This window comes from Paracoccus sp. JM45, assembly GCF_003590715.1.
In the GTDB taxonomy this organism is placed as follows: Bacteria; Pseudomonadota; Alphaproteobacteria; order Rhodobacterales; family Rhodobacteraceae; genus Paracoccus.
Map to the genome: position 1 here is coordinate 1 of NZ_QQVY01000061.1, position 1,273 is coordinate 1,273.

The 1,273-nt window shown below is 61.7% G+C and carries 1 protein-coding gene; it reads left to right on the top strand.

The window, feature by feature from the left end:
• Positions 1-64 precede the first annotated feature (64 nt).
• Positions 65-1,254 (top strand): IS3 family transposase gene (locus DWB67_RS17685; RefSeq protein WP_119808848.1). Its coding sequence is split into 2 segments (ribosomal slippage): positions 65-317 and positions 317-1,254, totalling 1,191 coding nucleotides; the frame shifts between segments, so codons are not numbered across the junction.
• Positions 1,255-1,273 lie beyond the last annotated feature (19 nt).

Consider the following 1,273-nt stretch of genomic DNA (forward strand, 5'->3'; position numbering starts at 1 on the left):
TTGACCTGCTACGGGATTTTTCCTCCACCGTCGATTAGAGTCTGGCCCAACTTGAGGACGGACAATGAAGCGAACGAGATTTACGGACGAACAGATCATCGGCATTCTGGCCGAGCACGAGGCAGGCGCGAAGTGCGCGGACCTGTGCCGCAAGCACGGTATGTCGGAAGGGACCTTCTATAACTGGAAGGCGAAGTTCGGGGGCATGACGGTGCCGGAGGCAAAGCGGCTGAAGACGCTCGAAGACGAGAACGCCAAGCTTAAGAAGTTGCTGGCCGAGCAGATGCTGGACTTGGCGGCGATGAAGGAACTGGTTTCAAAAAAGTGGTGACGCCTGCCGTGAAGCGCGAGGCGGTCGCGCATCTGAGGTCCTTGCTCGGGCTCTCGGAACGGCGGGCGTGCCGGATTGCCGGGGCGGATCGTAAGATGGTCCGTTATCAGGCGCAGCGTGCTCCGGATACGGAGCTGCGTGGCCGTCTGCGCGAACTGGCCAACGACCGTCGACGGTTCGGCTATCGGCGGCTCTTCGTGCTGCTGCGCCGCGAGGGCGAGCCGTCCGGGATTAACCGGATCTATCGGCTCTACCGCGAGGAAGGCCTGACGGTGCGCAAACGGAAGGCCCGGCGTAAGGCGGTCGGAACACGGGCCCCTATCTTGGTCGAAGCCCGTGCCAATGCGCGCTGGTCGCTGGATTTCGTCCATGACCAATTCGCCAGTGGCCAGCGTTTTCGGGTGCTCAACGTGGTCGACGACGTCACCCGGGAATGCCTCGTGGCGATCCCGGACACCTCAATCTCAGGACGGCGTGTTGCCCGTGAACTTTCGGCCCTGATCGAGCGGCGCGGGAAGCCCGGCATGATTGTTTCGGACAATGGGACGGAACTGACCTCGAACGCCATCCTGCGGTGGTGCTCCGAGAACAGGGTCGAATGGCATTACATCGCGCCTGGAAAACCAATGCAGAATGGCTTCGTGGAGAGTTTCAACGGGCGGATGCGCGATGAACTGCTCAATGAAACCATGTTTCGCAACCTAGCTCACGCTCGGGTTGTGATCTCGGCCTGGGCCACCGACTACAACACCGAACGCCCGCATTCGGCTTTGGGTTACGAAACCCCGGCCGACTACGCGCGGACTCTGACTACCGCAATCGCCCGCCCCGCTGCGCGAGATGAAAGCTCCGCGCGTCGGGCGATTGCTCAACCTGCGCCAATCGGCGTAAACAACCCTTGGACTCCGGTCGCGGCTGGATGAAAGACCCGTGGCAGGTCAC